The 15,978-nt window shown below is 52.7% G+C and carries 18 protein-coding genes; 9 read left to right on the forward strand and 9 right to left on the reverse strand.

Features of this window, described 5'->3' with window-relative positions; genetic code table 11:
• Positions 1-29 precede the first annotated feature (29 nt).
• Positions 30-323: a hypothetical protein gene (locus OHL19_RS09300; protein WP_263357378.1), complete on the forward strand. Its 294-nt coding sequence runs from the start codon at positions 30-32 to the stop codon at positions 321-323.
• 3 nt (positions 324-326) lie between these two features.
• Positions 327-1,244: an IS1595 family transposase gene (locus tag OHL19_RS09305; protein WP_263357379.1), complete on the forward strand. Its 918-nt coding sequence runs from the start codon at positions 327-329 to the stop codon at positions 1,242-1,244.
• 474 nt (positions 1,245-1,718) lie between these two features.
• Here the strand turns inward: OHL19_RS09305 and OHL19_RS09310 are convergent, their stop codons facing one another.
• The 5 genes from OHL19_RS09310 to OHL19_RS09330 all read right to left on the reverse strand — a co-directional run bounded on the left by OHL19_RS09310 (position 1,719) and on the right by OHL19_RS09330 (position 4,383).
• A complete protein-coding gene (locus tag OHL19_RS09310) occupies positions 1,719-1,940 on the reverse strand; it encodes a helix-turn-helix domain-containing protein (protein ID WP_263357380.1) in 222 nt (73 codons plus the stop codon).
• 680 nt (positions 1,941-2,620) lie between these two features.
• Positions 2,621-2,923: a hypothetical protein gene (locus tag OHL19_RS09315; RefSeq protein ID WP_263357381.1), complete on the reverse strand. Its 303-nt coding sequence runs from the start codon at positions 2,921-2,923 to the stop codon at positions 2,621-2,623.
• Between the two features lie 449 nt (positions 2,924-3,372).
• Complete coding sequence (locus tag OHL19_RS09320; RefSeq protein WP_263357382.1) at positions 3,373-3,693, reverse strand: hypothetical protein; 321 nt, start codon at positions 3,691-3,693, stop codon at positions 3,373-3,375.
• Between the two features lie 18 nt (positions 3,694-3,711).
• The gene (locus OHL19_RS09325; RefSeq protein WP_263357383.1) at positions 3,712-4,044 is read right to left on the reverse strand and encodes a hypothetical protein; all 333 of its coding nucleotides are present in this window, start codon (positions 4,042-4,044) and stop codon (positions 3,712-3,714) included.
• Positions 4,045-4,098: 54 nt separating this feature from the next.
• On the reverse strand, positions 4,099-4,383 hold the full coding sequence (locus OHL19_RS09330; protein WP_263357384.1) for a hypothetical protein: 285 nt from the start codon (positions 4,381-4,383) through the stop codon (positions 4,099-4,101).
• A 327-nt stretch (positions 4,384-4,710) separates the two neighbouring features.
• On the opposite strand from OHL19_RS09330, the gene OHL19_RS09335 reads away from it, so the two are divergent.
• The 3 genes from OHL19_RS09335 to OHL19_RS09345 all read left to right on the forward strand — a co-directional run bounded on the left by OHL19_RS09335 (position 4,711) and on the right by OHL19_RS09345 (position 8,120).
• Complete coding sequence (locus OHL19_RS09335; protein ID WP_263357385.1) at positions 4,711-5,910, forward strand: hypothetical protein; 1,200 nt, start codon at positions 4,711-4,713, stop codon at positions 5,908-5,910.
• A 19-nt stretch (positions 5,911-5,929) separates the two neighbouring features.
• Positions 5,930-6,832, forward strand: a complete 903-nt coding sequence (locus OHL19_RS09340; protein ID WP_263357386.1) for a carbohydrate kinase family protein — start codon at positions 5,930-5,932, stop codon at positions 6,830-6,832.
• Between the two features lie 79 nt (positions 6,833-6,911).
• Entirely contained in the window at positions 6,912-8,120 is a 1,209-nt protein-coding gene (locus OHL19_RS09345) for a metallophosphoesterase family protein (protein WP_263357387.1), read from the forward strand.
• A gap of 83 nt (positions 8,121-8,203) precedes the next feature.
• On the opposite strand, the gene OHL19_RS09350 is transcribed toward OHL19_RS09345, so the two are convergent.
• From OHL19_RS09350 to OHL19_RS09365, 4 genes are all read right to left on the reverse strand, one after another.
• Entirely contained in the window at positions 8,204-9,190 is a 987-nt protein-coding gene (locus OHL19_RS09350) for an aldo/keto reductase (protein ID WP_263357388.1), read from the reverse strand.
• Positions 9,191-9,459: 269 nt separating this feature from the next.
• Positions 9,460-9,606: a lmo0937 family membrane protein gene (locus OHL19_RS09355; RefSeq protein ID WP_263357389.1), complete on the reverse strand. Its 147-nt coding sequence runs from the start codon at positions 9,604-9,606 to the stop codon at positions 9,460-9,462.
• A gap of 100 nt (positions 9,607-9,706) precedes the next feature.
• Positions 9,707-10,096 (reverse strand): c-type cytochrome, encoded by a 390-nt coding sequence (locus tag OHL19_RS09360; protein ID WP_263357390.1) that lies wholly within the window; start codon positions 10,094-10,096, stop codon positions 9,707-9,709.
• A gap of 103 nt (positions 10,097-10,199) precedes the next feature.
• Positions 10,200-12,653, reverse strand: coding sequence for a tetratricopeptide repeat protein (locus OHL19_RS09365; protein WP_263357391.1), 2,454 nt, complete (start codon positions 12,651-12,653; stop codon positions 10,200-10,202).
• A 464-nt stretch (positions 12,654-13,117) separates the two neighbouring features.
• Here OHL19_RS09365 and OHL19_RS09370 point away from each other — a divergent pair, with 464 nt between their 5' ends.
• The 4 genes from OHL19_RS09370 to OHL19_RS09385 are packed head-to-tail and all read left to right on the forward strand — an operon-like array spanning position 13,118 to position 15,975.
• Positions 13,118-13,489 carry an NADH-quinone oxidoreductase subunit A gene (locus OHL19_RS09370; protein ID WP_263357392.1) on the forward strand — a complete coding sequence of 124 codons (372 nt, stop codon included), beginning with the start codon at positions 13,118-13,120 and terminating at the stop codon, positions 13,487-13,489.
• Positions 13,490-13,508: 19 nt separating this feature from the next.
• On the forward strand, positions 13,509-14,174 hold the full coding sequence (locus tag OHL19_RS09375; RefSeq protein WP_396126711.1) for an NADH-quinone oxidoreductase subunit B: 666 nt from the start codon (positions 13,509-13,511) through the stop codon (positions 14,172-14,174).
• On the forward strand, positions 14,171-14,824 hold the full coding sequence (locus OHL19_RS09380) for an NADH-quinone oxidoreductase subunit C (RefSeq protein WP_263357393.1): 654 nt from the start codon (positions 14,171-14,173) through the stop codon (positions 14,822-14,824). The genes OHL19_RS09375 and OHL19_RS09380 overlap by 4 nt, the downstream gene beginning before the upstream one ends.
• On the forward strand, positions 14,821-15,975 hold the full coding sequence (locus OHL19_RS09385; protein ID WP_263357394.1) for an NADH-quinone oxidoreductase subunit D: 1,155 nt from the start codon (positions 14,821-14,823) through the stop codon (positions 15,973-15,975). The genes OHL19_RS09380 and OHL19_RS09385 overlap by 4 nt, the downstream gene beginning before the upstream one ends.
• Positions 15,976-15,978: the final 3 nt, after the last annotated feature.

Raw genomic sequence — 15,978 nt, forward strand, 5'->3', positions numbered from 1 at the left:
AATAAGCCATCACTAAGAAGGATGGCTATATGACTGAACCAAAATCTATTGAGTGGCTGCTGTTGAATTTCATCCGAGAAGCGATATTAGCTGCGCAAGAACGTGATGTTTACAAGAACGCTGCTCAGAATACCGAAGTGACTAGAGTGTTGGTTCGGACCGCGTTTTCCAGTCCTGAATACGATTTGAAGCGTCGGCAATGTAACGCTCTATTTCAAGAGGTATGGGAAGCGGTTCAGAAGTCCGATCTGAGTAAAGTTGCTGAAGAACTGGGAGGACTTTCAGGAATATTAGGTCTGACTGTATCTGGTTCACAGGAGTAGCCAATGAATCTCTTCTCTCTAGCCAAAGAGTTTCCGACCGAATCCGATGCTCTTGAGTATTGGATCAAGACCCGATGGCCGGATGGTATACGTTGTGTTGAATGTAACCACAGTAAGGTTTACCGGATTGAGACAACGGGCAAGACTGGCAAATCTTGCCTAGTGTTGGAGTGTGCAAAGTGCGGGTTGCATTTTAGCCCGACCGCTGGGACGTTGTTCCACGATAGCCACCTCCCCTTACAGAAGTGGTTTGCGTGTATCGCTTTGATGTGTGAAGCGAAAAAAGGAGTGTCGGCCAATCAGATCAGCCGTCATATCGGAGTTACCTATAAGACCGCGTGGTATCTTTGTCACCGTATCCGCAAGGCAATGTCCGAAGAACCTTCGGTAATGGGTGGTCAGGGTCAAATCGTAGAGATTGACGAGTCCTTCATTGGTGGCAATATCCGTGGTGGTGGCGTAGACGGCAAGAAATCCAAGATCAAAGTCTTTGGAGTTGCCGAACGTGGCGGAAGAGTCCATCTACGGAAAATCAAGAATCTAAAGAAAGAAACTCTACAGCCTTTAGTTGACGCTATGGTAAGTCCGAACGCTTCTAAAGTCATTACAGACGGTGCGTATGTATACCGATCTCTAATACCCAAGGAAAAGCACATCGCCGGGAATCACTTTCAAGAAATCCGCAAAGGTGAGGCGATCACCAACAAAACCATAGAAGGTGCTTTTTCACTCTTCAAACGTGGTGTAGTCGGCAACTACCACAAAATAGGTGAAGAACACATGGATGCATACCTGGGTGAGTTCTGCTGGCGGTATAACCGTCGCAAGCATCAGCCCGAGATGTTCAATGAGGCTTTGAAGCGGCTGAATCAAGCGCCATTACCGTATAGCAAATTGAAGGGTGGGGATAATCCGTTCTGACTGCTAAACTACTAACGAACCGGAACTCCGGACGGAGGTGCCATTATGTCCAAGCTGATAACTTGGCTCCTGAAGATGTTCCCGGCGTCAGTAGTGCGAACAGCAACGGGAATATACCTCGCCTGACAACAAGGTAAACCGCTGTTCCGCCGTAGCGCAGCTTAACCGGTAGCTATGCATCCCTACATAGGTGGCTACTCACCACCATGATGGAAGCAGATTGGTCTAAAAGCCAGTTGGACCTACTGACACAGTTGTCGTGGATAGACAAGCCGCGTTAAAGGCTAGTGAGATTGGCACTAGCCCCAACTACTTGTCAGTTTTAGGTACTGGTTTCTTTCTACTATTGGGCAGTGTCCCCACCACATCCTTGAGCGGTATCGGCCTGCTATTGATTAGCTTACTCAGTACCGCGTCAAATTTCTCTTTACTGACTTCTATGTCTTTTATTTCTTTTACGTCTTCCATCAAGAATTAATCCTCTATGCCTTTAAGCAAATCAGACGGTTTGATCTCAAGCGCCCCAGCTATTGCCTCTAAACTCATTAAACCTAGTTCCCGTTCCCCTCGCTCTATTGTACTAATGTGATTCTTTCCAATCCCTGAATGTTCGGCAAGGTCGATTTGTCTCCAGCCTTTCTTTCTTCTCAAATCTTTGATTCTTTTACCCAGCCGGACACAAATACTGATTGCCATCCGTACAGTCTCGTTATATTCTCATTTCAATAATCCCTGCATACATGGATTGAGACGAATGAAACCACTGCTGTACATTTCGGGCGCTGCTTTATGCTTGATACTCTTTGGATCGGGAATGCTGGTTGGCCGTGAATTTCCATCTCACCGCTACGAAAAGATTTCGACTGGACCCTACTTGCTGGATGTCTCTACCGGGAGAGTATGCTTTGTTTTCTTGGATTGGAGTGTTGATCCGACTTCGGAAACCCTTAAAGCCTACTCCACCCCACACACTGACAACCTGATTGACAACTATTTGAGCAAAAAAGCGGCGGCTTCTGTACCAGACTGCCCAAAGTGAGGAAATATGAACTATTTTGGCGTGAAGTGTGCAAAATGTGGAAATCCACTTCTTCTAGAGAAGATAACCCCTGTTCCTGCGGGGAAAATCGATTTCTACACCATGCCTATAGACAAGAGAAAATGTTCGATCTGCTTTCACGAGCAGCAATACTTTATAGAACATCGAATTATCCTCTCGGTTTCGGTAACTTAATCACTACCTGCAAAACAGACATCCATGCAATCTGTCCGGTTGTGTCAGATTCCGTGGCATACAGGTTCTCATTATCTGGATGCCAATGGGCCTCTACGCCGAAACGATTTGAGATAGGGATTTCTTCTAGCTTGGTATACATCTAAACTCCATTAACCGGAATATCTAAACTCTTGAGGGCGGTGTTCGCGTTTGTGATCTCTGTTCGGAGAATTCGGGAGCGGCGCTGTTTCATGTCTAAAGCAGAAACGCTCTCTTTTACGGCATCTATACTGAATCCCCACTCTGGATCAGACTCCAGTTTCTGAGCAAGGTCGGCAAGACCTTGGGCGGTAGCCCTTATCTCACTGATTAGGTATTCGTGCTCTGCAAGATTTCTAGCTCGCTCCCTGAGCGCCCTTGCGAGAAAACTATCTTTATCATTTTCGATCTTGTTATATTCCATACTTACCTCAATAGCTGCCGTATCACCCAAACTGCGACTTCTTTAGGTGATACGGTCGCCCAAACACTTAGTGCTGGTTGGACTCGCCGAAAAACCACATCTCGGTTCCACACGGCTATTTCGATAAACGAATCTCTTGTCATCGAGTGCCCCGTAAACAGGACTCTAGAAGCCTCTGGGTGATATTCAATTTTGATGTAATTACCATCCAGGAGTTTTAAAGTCAGCCCTTGAGGTTCTTCTTCGAGAAAGACTTCGGTTGAACCCGAGCCGACATTGAAGGCGGTTACAGACTCCTTTAGTATTTCCCTTAGGTCGGACCAAAGCTTAGGACTCCGAGCCTTAATGAACTTACGTTCCTCTAGAAACGCAAGTTTCCCTAATTGATCATCTTGCTGCCTTCCCCTGTAGGAAAGGACCAAATCTTCTATGGATTGCATAATACCCTTCTACTGCAAGAACTTATCTAAAGTAGAGCATTCCTTCAACAAGCCTCGAAGTTCACTTGCCAGAGAACGGATTCTCTCGGCGCTGAGATCGGGGATGCTGGACTTTGCAATTGCTCGAAAAGCATCAATCCCGTAATTATCACCCTCAAATACAACTTTCTCGGGCGCGCTGAGAAGATTGTTTCCAACCCAAACGAGAGTATTCCCTATTCGGGTTGATTCCTTACTTAGTTCGGCGATTTCGGTTTTAACTTGCTTTAGTCTGTCGTGGGCTTCTGTAATCTCCCGGTTACGGGCTTCTCTATTTAGCTGATATTCCATATCTATCCTTTTTTAAATCTATTCGTAGACGCCAAGTATTTCTTTTTCATCTTCCAACGCTTTTTTGCGGAACATTGCTTCCCTCAGAGTATCAGCCAACTTAAACGCCTCTAAGGGTTTCGCTAGAGTTGGAAGTTTTTGCGTGTCAAAGGCGATTGGATTAGCATTGTAGTGGTTTTGTTCTTGCCTCCACAATCGAGTAGTAGGGTAGTCTTTAGCAAACATCCCAAACTCTGAATACAAAGCACCGATTTCTTTTAAGTCTTTTTGTGTCTTATATATGAGTTTATTGATTTCGTAGAGATCGGCCAGAACTTCACCGATACGAGTTTTTGTAGGGTTTGTATCCATATCTATCCTTTTTAAATTTGCCTTTAAATTCCATTAACAGGAATTCTGTTTGGTCTAGGAATCTAGGAAAACAGTCCCTTTTAACTTTTTTGTGTCTTCGGCTATTTGAGTGCTTAGTGCGCCGCAGCGCGACTGTTTTTCCGGTAAGGACAATAGGCCGGTATTGGCCGCTTGTACGTCAAAGCTGTATTCCGGGTTCACTAGCAGTTGTTTACCTAAACTCTGAATGCCTTCCGCTATAACCTTAATTTCATCATTCAATAATGTATGTTCTCGGATGTTTTCTTTGCGACGAAGCGCGATCCGATATTCGCCTAGTTGTTTTTCTTCTTCCGTCATACAACCTTCTTTTTAAGTATGTCTCATTATATCAAAATAAAAAGAAAAAGTCAAGCATAAAATGAAATATTTGTCAAGAAAATAAGAGAATTTTATCCTCAGTCAAAGGGATAATTATTAGCGTCCTTGTCTTAAATGAGACTGAGCCAGCGTTGCTATCCCAGGCTCCTGGATCGCTGTAAGATTTGAAGCGGTCCAATTTGAAACGGTCTAATGGGATGGAAAATGCTGGATTGGATGAGACGAGCACGTAAAACCCGTTGGCTTTCCGTGCAATGGCTCTTCGCACAATGGGTTTCCGCGAGAAGCTGTTTTAGGCCAAGGCTCATGGCTGTTGCGCTGGCCCTGGTCCTGGTCCTGGTTCTGGTCCTGCCGGGGACGGTGGCGCAGGCCTTTGCCATCAAACATGTCACCGTGGAGCAGTTGGAGAAGGAACTGGATTCGATTCGAGGCAAGTCGGATTCGAAGATTGCCCATCAGCTTGCGGGCATGGAATTGACGGAGCGGATGAATGTGAGCACACTTTCGCGATTGGAGAGTGGTTTGCGTGGCCGTCAGAGCCGCCAGGCATTGCTGCTGCTGGCGGATGATGCGGTCTTTCTGGATTCTCCCGCTGCAGAAGTTTCTACTGATCCCAAGCCGGATGCAGCCGCGCGGCAGAAAATGGCGGACCTTATGGTGGCTTATGTAAAGAAAACCATATCGCGATTCCCCAATTTCTTTGCAACGCGCAACACGACCTGGTTTGCGGATCAGCCGGATACGAGTTTTTCCGGATATGAGTCGATGCATGTTATTGGGAATGCCAGTGAGACCGTTCTTTACCGCGATGGACACGAGGTGGTGGAGAACGCAAATGTGACAAATAAGAAAGCCAGCACCGGCACGCGGGGAGTGGTGACGACGGGGGAGTATGGCCCCATTCTTATCACCGCAATCATCGATGTAGCTCATGGCACGATGGCCTGGGATCGTTGGGAAAAAATCGAGAGCCCAAATCTAAATTCAAACCCCGGTGGAAGCACAAGTCAGACACTGGCAGTCTTTCGCTTTAGCGTGCCCAGGGACAAATCCCATTACGGGGTGACGGTTTGTTGTTCAGAGGAAGGTCTTGGGAACAAACGCTTCAAACGATTTCCCGCCTATCACGGAGAGATTGCTCTCGATCCGGAGACTGGCGCGATCTTTCGCCTGACGATGCAGGCCGATCTGGAGCCGTCGGATCTTGTCGTCGAGGCCGATCTGATAGTTGAGTTTGAGCCTGTTGAGATAGGCGGTATTGCCTACGTTTGCCCGGTAAGGAGCGTCTCAATCTCAGAGGAGCCGATGCGGGATGATAGCTCCAGGCGTCCCAGCTATCGTAACGACGGGGGCTATCACAGCGATGCAGGAAAGCATGGCAACGCGGGAACTGAGGGTGGTTTGCCCAATGGGCGCGGGCGCTATCAGACATTTATGAGCGATGTTGTCTTTGAACGGTATCATCTGCTTCGCTCAGAGTCTCGAATGGTGATTGGCAACAATTGATGAGAGGTGCGGAGATCGTATGTATCGGATTCTAGGTATTGGCGAGTTGCTGTGGGATATGTTGCCGGAAGGGCCTCAGCTTGGAGGCGCGCCTGCAAATTACACCGTCATGGCTGGCAGACTGGGCGACCAGGCCGCGATCCTTAGCCGCATTGGGCATGATGAGCTGGGACTGCGTGCGCTTGAGATTCTGGAGCCTTTTCCAGTAGATTGCTCGCAGTTGCAGGTGGACTCCGCACAGCCGACGGGGCGGGTCACTGTTGAGTTGAACGATGGGCAGCCGAGTTACACGATTCATGAGCCGGTGGCATGGGATTCATTTGAGCTTACCGAGCAATGGCAGGCCACCGTGGCCCAGGCAGATGCGGTTTGCTTTGGATCGCTGGCGCAGCGGAACGAGCGGTCGCGCGAGACGATCCACGCACTGGTGCAGGCGACTCGTCCGGAGTGTTTGCGGATTTTTGATGTGAATCTGCGGGCACCGTTTTACACGGCGGAGATTTTGCGGGAGTCGTTGAAGCTGGCCTCTGTGGTGAAGATGAATGATGCGGAAGTACCCATGGTGCTGGGATTGCTGGAGCTGGATACGGCAGGGCCATTCCGTGAAAAGGCAAAGGCATTGCTTGGGGAGTTTTCTAACCTGACGCTGGCTGCGATCACCTGCGGAGGCGAGGGAAGTATGCTAGTGAGCCCGACGGAATGCCAGCGCCACCCTGGCGTGAATGTTCGCGTAGTCGACACGATTGGCGCGGGCGACGCGTTTACTGCGGCGATGACGCATTACCTGCTGCGCGGTGCTCCGCTGGCTGTGCTGAACGAAGCGGGAAATCGCTGGGGAAGCTTTGTGGCTTCGCAATCGGGAGCAATGCCGGAGATTCCTGAGGAGATCCTGCATCGAATTACGAAGGAAATCGAGGGCTGAGGCTTCTGAATTCCTGAGCTTTTAACTGGAGACGTACCCGGATCGCATTAGCATTCGGGTTGTAGTCTCAGGAGATGTGATGTCGCAAAATTTCAGTACTGGACAGGGCAACGGTGGACGGCGCTCGCATGTGGCGCCGCAGGGAAGCCAGGGATTCACAGTACAGGCCAAGTCGGATTCGTTGCCGAGCTATCCGTTTCAGCCGCTGCCTACGCCAGCGGGGCCAGCTCCTTATCGGTTCGACCTGTCGCAGCTTTTGACAGCGGACCAGGTTGCGCAAATCGAGAATACAGGCTCGATGGTGGTGCATACAGTTGGGGACACGGGCGATTATCGCGGCCAGCAGCAGGACTTTGTCGCGGCGATGATGACTGCCGATAGTGAAGCGTTGCCGGCGGATAAGAAGCCTGCGTTCTTCTATCATCTGGGCGATGTTATTTACTTTGCCGGAGATATCGATAAGTATGGCGATAACTTCTATGCCACGTATCAGGACTATCCTGGATTTATCGTTTCCATCCCTGGAAATCATGATTGCCAGCCGGATGATCCACAGGATGGGCCGGTGGATCCCACCAAGAAACCGTTGGATGGGTGGGTACAGAACTTCATGTCCACCGACCCGACGCTGCCCGGTTCACTGAAGACTGGCGCGTCGCGAACGCAGATGGATTTGCCCAATGTTTATTGGACGTTTACGACTCCCTTTGCGACGATCATCGGACTGTTTTCAAATGTTGGAGAGACGCAGGGAGAGATTCACCAGGATCAGATCGACTGGTTTCAAGGCGAGTTGACTGCTGCTGCGACAGATCGGCCACTGATCGTTACGGTGCATCATCCGCCGTTTTCGGGAGATACGGAGCACTCGGGAAGCACGGCTGTTTACAAGGTATTGTTCGATGCTTTCGCGGCCACAAAACGGTATCCGGATTTGATCCTGTCCGGGCATGTGCATAACTATCAAAGGTTCACTTATGAGGTAACCGGGCCGACGGGTGCGTTGCAGATTCCCTGCATCGTGGCTGGTGCGGGCGGGTACACAAATCTCGGGAAATTGCAGAAGGTGAAGGGTGCATATCCCACAACGCCCCTGACGCTGGATAACGGACTGACACTGGAGAAATACGACCAGGGCAACTTTGGATTTCTGCGGCTGGAGCTCACCAAAAGCCAGATTATGGGAAGCTATATCTCGGCTCCCTACGTGGCTGGCGCGACAGGTGCAGGGACGCTGGTGGAAAGCTTCGTAGTGGATCTTGCCACGCACACGGTGAAGTCCGCGTAGTCCTTGTTTATAGCGGCTGATAATTGGGGCGGAGGCTAATGCCTGCCGCCCCATTCTGTTTGTATTTTTTGCTATTGGTGCTGTTAGCCGTTGATGGAACGCATAGCCGCTTCCGGGTAGCGCAGGCCGTCGGCGGAGTCAGGCGGAAGGATGCGGTCGATCTCCGCGAGGTCGTCTGCGGATAACTCCACTGTCAATGCGCCGATGTTTTCTTCCAGGTACGAAATGCGCTTGGTGCCGGGGATCGGGAATATGTCCTCACCCTGGGCCAGCAGCCATGCAAGCGCGAGTTGCGAGGGCTTGCAGCCTTTGCTCGCGGCCAGCTTCTCGATATGGGCCACTAATTCCAGATTCTTTTGGAAGCTCTCGCCCTGGAAGCGCGGGTTGAGCCGTCGCCAGTCGCCTGGTTCGAGATCGTCGATGGTGCGAATTTGCCCAGTGAGAAAGCCGCGGCCCAGCGGGCTATAGGGAACGAAGGCGATGCCCAGCTCGCGGGTAACGGGAAGAATCTCCGCTTCCGGATCACGAGACCAGAGCGAGTATTCCGTCTGGAGAGCTGTAATGGGATGAACTGCGTGGGCGCGACGGATCGTGTTGGGTGCGGCTTCCGATAGGCCAAGAAAGCGAACCTTGCCCTCCTGGATCAACTCAGCCATGGCGCCGACGGTGTCTTCGATAGGTGTGTTGGGATCGACGCGGTGTTGGTAATAGAGATCGATTACCTCAACGTTGAGGCGCTTCAGGCTGGCTTCGCAGGCGGATCGGACGTAGTCGGGTTTGCTGTTCATGCCAAGGAACTCGCCGGTGGCAGATCGTACGTTACCGAACTTGGTGGCGAGGAAGACTTCATCGCGGCGGCCTGCGATTGCCTGGCCGACGAGTTCTTCATTGCGGCCTACGCCGTAGATATCGGCGGTATCGAGGAAATTGGTGCCGAGGTCGAGTGCGCGATGAATTGTGGCGATGGCCGCAGCCGTATCGCCGGGAGCGTAAAAATCAGACATGCCCATACAGCCGAGGCCGATGCGGGCGGATTGAATCCCAGAGTTTCCAAAAATGCGGGTTTCCATCAGGGGTATTACTCCTTGTTGAAGAGATAGTACCCACATAGGATGCTGCAAAAGAGTTGATGACACAACATTCGCATCACCCATCCCCTGTATGGGGATGGATGAAACATTCGTGTAATGTTGAGGGATTTTGCGCTGTTGCGCCGGAACGTTTAAAGGATCGTGTATTTAAAGAATCATGGATTCCCAATCCTGCGGCGTGTATACGCTATCGAGGTCGGGAATCCATGATCTTCCGGGGGAGGAACTCAAAAATTGTTCCGGGTCGCCTAGACGGCTCGTCGGCCAGTAATGAGGTTGTAGATCAACACGATCACCGCAACAACAAGGATGATGTGGATGAGTCCACCGGCGATGTGCAGGGAAAAGCCCAACAGCCACAAGATGAGCAGAATTACAAAGATTGTCCAAAGCATATTGTTCGTCTCCTGTAGGGCTTAGAAGCAGGAGATTGCTTGTGGGATGGTACAACGCAATATTTATTCAGAGACTTGCAAAATCAGTGTTCTGGATTGCTCACTGTGCGGGCGCTGCGGGCGGTACTTCAGAGGGCGCAACAGGCGGTGCAACGGGACGATGTTTAGCGCGCAGGTAGGCGACCAACTGGGTTAATTCAACGTTGCTTACTGCGTCTCCAAAGGGAGGCATCTTTTGGCCGCCCTTTTCGATTTGTTCCGCGATCTTGGGGGCTTTCCAGGTTTTGCGGATGTTGGCTAATGATGGACCCCTGGTGGTGCCTTGTCCGGTGCTGCCGTGGCAGTAGGCGCAACCTTTGTCGCGGAAGAGAACGGCTCCTGCCTGCTCGTTCGGCTTTGTACCGGCGAAAGCCCGCGATGGGTTGATGGCCAGTAAAAGCATGAGTGTTGCGGAAGAGAAGACAAGGGCGAGTGAGTGGTTCTTCATCATGTGTGTACTTGACTTAGTGTAGCGAATTCATGGTTTGAGCACTTCACATCTCATACAGAGCATCTGTGCAGTCCTGTGAGATGCGGCAGGGTACGGGAAGATATCATCCGCCGCCTGGGATATAGGTGTAGTCGATCTTGGCGGGTTTGGTGATCGGGTCGCCGGTGAGATCGTGGGCATGCCAGACGACGCTTTCGCTGGCTACCTCAGGGTGCTTGCGCAGGAACTCAAGCGCATAGACCGAGGCGGTTGGATCGTCTTTCTGGTCGGCAAAGCGCGCGGCTTCGAAGCTTGCCTTTTCCTTCTCGCCGAGGCGGCGATAGAGGATGGCAAGGTTGTAGTGCGCGGCGAGATCATCGGGGTCAATGCGCTGTAGCTGTTCGTAGATGTCGCGGGCTTTGGGATATTTATGCTGCTGGTAGTAGCTGAAGCCAAGTTCGCGCAGAGCGTCTTTGGAGCGTGGATATTTGACGAGGACGGCTTCGAGATCGTTGATGGCTTCGTTGACCTGGCCTCCGTTGCGCTCGACGAGTGCGCGATAGTACAGTGCGCGTGGATCGTCCGGCAGCAGGGCTAGAGCTTTGGCGAGGTTGGGACGGGCGTCATCATATTTTTCCCAGAGAATCTCAACAACGGCCATGTTGGTAAAGGCGTCAGCGTAGTCGGGTCGCAGCGCGGCGACATGTTCAAAGGCATGAACGGATGCCGCATACTGTTGGGCATCGAGCAGAGCGATGCCGTAGTTGTTCCAGCGCATCCATTCCTTGTTCTCATCTACGCCAGGTTTGACGATCCCGTTTTCGCCGAGATTGAAGGTGCGGGTCTGGCCCGCCATATCGATGACTGGTTCTGGATAATGCTTCTGCTTCATCGCGTAATCGATGAAATGCTGGTCGAAGCGCCGGTACTTGACGGTAGCGGTGATGTTGAATTGGCCAGTCAGATCTTTAGGAATGCGGAAGCGGTATCGCACGAGCTGGCTGCGGCCTGACTGGATGGTGTTGTTATAGGCCAGTACGCGATTGAACCAGATCTGATGAAGATCGTTGAATTCACCCTTGTTGTTGATGATGCGGTTGGTGAAGGAATGAGCGCTGGGGTCGATCTCCCCATCGGGGCGCAGGAAGCCGCTTTCACTGATGGTCTTGCCGCTGCCATCCTTGACGGTGAAGTTCACCCAGGACTCGTACATATCGCGCTGCTCCGGAACATGGGAGTGCGCGATGCCCTTGTTCTGGATGACGACATCGGCGGTGAGCGCTTCCCCGGCGGCCAGGGAGAAATTGGTGAGGCCAAGAGGAGCGATGAGGACAGAGTCGTTAGAGGTGGCGGCAGCGTTCTCTTTTTCGAGTGCGAAAATGTCGACGCTGAAGACGCCATTCTTGAGGAAAGCCTCAGTCTTCGCGGCCTGCTCATCGAACTTGTAGTACTGCGGGATGAGCGTGTTTGCCCCGAGCCAGCGATGGCTGACCAGCTTGCCCTCTTTCGCTCCGTAATCGGAGGCGTTGGCGGCCAGCGGCTCCTTGACCATGTGGCAGGTCTGGCATGTGGAGACGACATCTTTGCGATAGAAGGGAAGCGGCGATTGCCTGGTGAAGCTGGCGGCCTGCCATTCGTCGTAAACGCTGAAGGCCCGGAGCCACTTGTAATCGTCGAGAGTGCGGGGGATAGCAGCCTTGTGGCAGGCGGCGCAAAATTCAGAGGTATGGAGCAAGGGGCGCATGACCGCCTTGGAATGGCGATCGAGGTGGGCAAGGATTTCGCTGTCCGCAACCGGCCGCGTGATCGGCGCGCCGCTCTCGTCGACAAGCACAGCCGGCACTCCCATCACATAGCTGCCAGTGCCCATGGTGGTTGTCGATGTGATGGAGTGGCATGTGGAGCAGGTGATGCCTTCGTCCTCGAAGGGGCGTTTGCGCGGCATGCCCTGGGAGAGATCCCCGGAGAGCAGAGCTACCGGGTTGTGGCAACCCTCGCAGTGGCGCGAGTACTGCACGCCCTTCTGCTCAATAAGCATGTTTACGTTTTTGAGATACCAGGGAGCGCGGAAGCTATTGGAATGAGCCGACTGACGCCATTGGTGATAGCTCTCCTGATGGCAGTGGCCGCAGTACTGCGCGGTCAGGAAGCTCTTGGGGCTCATGAAATCGCCGTTGTAGGAGGTCGCGTTCGAGGGCAGAAAGGGCGTGTCTTTGCCGAAGGCGTAGTTGTATCTGGAGGCGACGTGTTTGTGATATTCGCTAGGCGGCACGGTCATCCACGGGGCGACCGTTGGAGTCGTACCGGCTGCGCCTGACGCCGCGCCCGGTGCTGAGCCGGGAGTGGGGCCGAATGTGCCTTCTTCATCGGCTGGTGCGGGCTGCTGGGGAGAAGTCTGTTGCTGTGCTGCCTGACCGCTACCCGCGTGGACAGATGGGACGAGTATCCCTGAAGTAAACATGAGAATGGCGGCGGCAAGAATGACAGTGGCGAGGGAAAGCCAACGTGCAGAGATGGGAAGGCGATATGAAAGATGCCTGAAGCGCTTTGACCGTGAAATAGATGGATTGCGGAACATCGGACTCGGATTCCCCCACGTAAAGCAACGGTCGAATGGCTGATTCCCAAAGCAGCGCGACAGATAAGATCTCAACTGCGAAATCAAACTGCGAAATTACGCAGGAATCTACGTTACATACGCTACAAAGGGTAGCAGGTGTAGGACGTAAGCTGTCATCCACCTTAGGATGGATAGGTAGCGAAGACACGGACGCTCTCCGGCGATCAAGAGTGCGCTTGAAGCGGAGAGACGATTGGCGAAAGGTCGATTTACAGTTCCCGATTTGAGATGCACGGGACAAGTCCATATCGGCATCTGGAACATTCGCGGCATCTGCCTTTGCTCGCTATGGCGCAGCGAACGGTGAATACAGTAGGATGAAGTGCGAAATCCGCGATTTATTTGCGATGTCGTGGACAGTGATTCTTTATCGCGGTACGGGACTGGCAGGGAATCGAAGTAGCATTTTTTGCGACATAATCATGGCATCCAACCCTTACTTTCCATTGGCAGTTTTATTTGTTGCGGCGCTGGGCTTCGGGCTGGCTCCACTGGGACTGGCATGGCTGTGGGCCCGGGTGTTTTCTCCGGCAAAGCCAAATGCCGTCAAGAACGCCATTTACGAGTGTGGGCTTGAGTCGCGCGGCGATGCCTGGGTGCAGTTTCGCTCGGCATACTATCTGTATGCGATCATCTTCCTCATCTTTGATGTAGAGGCGATTTTCCTGTTGCCGTTTGCGGTGGTGTTTACAGGGCTGGGCGCTGGTGCGTGCCTGGCGATGCTGGTATTTGTGCTGCTGCTGGCTGAGGGATTGGCCTGGGCATGGGCTAAAGGTGTGCTCGCCTGGGCATAGTAGTTTGTAGGCTGTGATTATGGGTTCGGGAATTGGAGCAGCGATGGCGGTTAAGCCTGATTTGAAGATCGAACTCGGCAAGCAGGGCGTCTTTGTAACGACGATCAGCGATCTCTACAACTGGGGGCGCAAGAATTCTGTCTGGCCCATGCAGTTTGGATTGGCCTGTTGCGCTATCGAGATGATTGCGACCACAATGGCCCGGTACGATCTGGCGCGGTTTGGCGCGGAGGTATTTCGTCCTTCGCCGCGGCAGGCGGACCTGATGATCATTTCGGGGACAGTTACCAAGAAGATGGCTCCGCAGGTCGTGCGTCTGTATAACCAGATGGCCGAGCCGAAATATGTGATTGCGATGGGAGCCTGCGCTATCTCTGGCGGCCCGTTCAAACAAGGCTATAACGTGCTGAAGGGCATCGACCGCTACATTCCTGTAGACGTGCATATTCCGGGTTGTCCGCCGCGTCCCGAGGCTTTGATTCATGCCTTCATGACGCTGCAGGCAAAGATCGACGAGCAGCCGCTGACCGGCAGTGAAAGGCCGCGTCATCTCGATGCTGAAGCGCAGGGAGAGTTTCCCATTCCGGTGCAGGGCGCGCATGATCTTGAGCCTCCGGTGAACCGGCTGGTGTGGCCGCTGCCGGCGCCTGCCGTAATTGGCACGGATGCGGAGAACTGCGGATGAAGAGTGCCAAAGAGATCCTCATGGCGATTCAATCTGCATTGCCTGGGGCACAAGTAGAAGTTGTTTTGAATCCGAGTCCATCAGGGCAACATTCGCTGCGGATCGATCCTGCCTCGGCTCTTGCCGTCGCGGTGTTCCTGCGTGAAGACAGCGAGCTTGCACTCGATTACTGTTCCAATGCCACGGGGGTTGATTGGCCGGATAAGGAAGTCGCCGAGAAGGTCAAAGTCGCCAAGGTTGTGGAAGGTGTCGAGCAGGTTGTCGAAGAAACGATCAAGCACGTCGAGCCGGGTTATCTTGAGGCTGTCTACCACCTCTTCTCGATGAAGAAGGGGCCTGTAAACGAGCCAGGGCCGGTAGTTTTGCGTATGCGGACGGTCAATCGTACCGATCAGGTCAAGCTGCCTTCTCTGACTCCGGTGTGGCGTTCGGTGGAGTTTCAGGAACGCGAGATTTTCGATCTTTTTGGCATTGTTTTTACGGGACATCCTGACTTGCGGCGCATCCTCATGTGGGATGAGTTTGAAGATCATCCCATGCGGCGGGATTATGTCGATCCGGATGATTATGAGTACGAGCCGACACCGCATGATGAGGTCTTGAAGCGCGCCGAAGAGCAGAAAGCCAAAGCTGCGGAGGTGACGCAATGACCGCGACTGCCTTCAAGAGCTATCGGCCTCCCATCATCGAAGCAGATGGCGATGGAGAAGTGCTCGAAGTGGCGATGGGACCGCATCATCCCTCGACGCATGGCGTATTTCGCATGGATGTGGCGCTCGATGGCGAGCGTGTCATCCGGCTCAAGCCTGTCTTTGGCTATCTGCATCGCAATCACGAAAAGATAGCCGAAAAGGGAAGCTATCTTGCCTCGATGCCGTATACAGACCGCCTCGATTATTTTTGCTCGCTGACCAATAACTGGGCCTATGCACTGGCGGTCGAAAAGCTGGCGGGGCTTGAGGTTCCGGAGCGCGCTGAGTACATTCGCGTAATCACGGCAGAGCTGACACGCATTCAAAATCATGCGAGCGCAATCGGCTTTTTGATGCAGGAGATGGGCGCCAGCGGAACGCCGTTGATGTATGCCTTTCGCGAGCGCGAAAAGATTCTCGATCTCTTTGAAGAGCTGACCGGCTCACGCATGATGTGCAACTACATGCGTTTCGGTGGCTGTCGCTCGGAGCTGCCGACGGGCTGGCTGGAAAAAGTAAAGGTTATCGTTGCAGGGTTTCCCGCATTCATCGATGAGATAGAGGCGCTGCTGACGAGCAATGAAATTTTGATGGCGCGGGCGCAGGGAGTCGGTGTACTCACGCCAGAGCTTGCAGTCAATGCCGGAATTACGGGACCGATGCTGCGCGCCGCAGGTGTGAATTACGACATTCGCAAAGTGGATCACTATGGAATCTACGATCGCTTCACGTTCCGCGTGCCGCTTGGCGATCATGGCGATATCTACGATCGCTACATGATTCGCGTACTCGAGATGCGTGAGTCGATCGGGATATTGGAACAGGCGATCCGAGATATTCCCGCAGGTCCGATCATGGACCCGAAGTCGAAGATTCGCGGATTCCGGCCCAAGGTTGGCGAGGCTTACGGACGCATCGAAGCCCCCAAGGGCGAACTGGGTTTTTATCTGATCAGCGATGGCACCAGCAATCCGTATCGATATCGCGTGAGGCCGCCATCCCTGATCAATCTCACGGTGCTTGAGGATATGTGCCTGGGCCAGAATGTTGCCGATGTTGTGTTGATCTTTGGCAGTGTGGACATTGTGCTTGGCGAGGTGGATCGCTAATGA

It is taken from the genome of Acidicapsa ligni, from assembly GCF_025685655.1.
Lineage (GTDB): Bacteria > Acidobacteriota > Terriglobia > Terriglobales > Acidobacteriaceae > Acidicapsa > Acidicapsa ligni.